The organism is Stenotrophomonas maltophilia group sp. LNF247 (assembly GCF_054083135.1).
This window is the reverse complement of the sequence record NZ_JBSRQL010000046.1, coordinates 1-330: the sequence shown is the minus strand read 5'-3', so window position 1 is coordinate 330 and position 330 is coordinate 1. Positions and strand designations below refer to the sequence as shown.

Here is a 330-nt window from a genome sequence, read left to right as displayed (position 1 = left end):
AGGATCCCGGATTTGCCAAAGATCCAAACCTACCGCCTTTCCCCAGGACAACCAACGCCTGGTACACCTAACCTTCTCCGTCCCTCCATCGCACTTACGCGAGGTGCAGGAATATTAACCTGCTTCCCATCGACTACGACTTTCGTCCTCGCCTTAGGGGCCGACTCACCCTGCGCCGATTAACGTTGCGCAAGGAAACCTTGGGCTTTCGGCGTGCGGGTTTTTCACCCGCATTATCGTTACTCATGTCAGCATTCGCACTTCCGATACCTCCAGCAGACTTCTCAATCCACCTTCAACGGCTTACGGAACGCTCCTCTACCGCGCATA

The 330-nt window shown here is 54.8% G+C and carries 1 rRNA gene; it reads right to left on the bottom strand.

What is annotated here, in order from left to right:
- Positions 1 to 330: ribosomal RNA gene (locus ACTXG9_RS19570) — 23S ribosomal RNA — on the bottom strand; the annotation flags it as partial.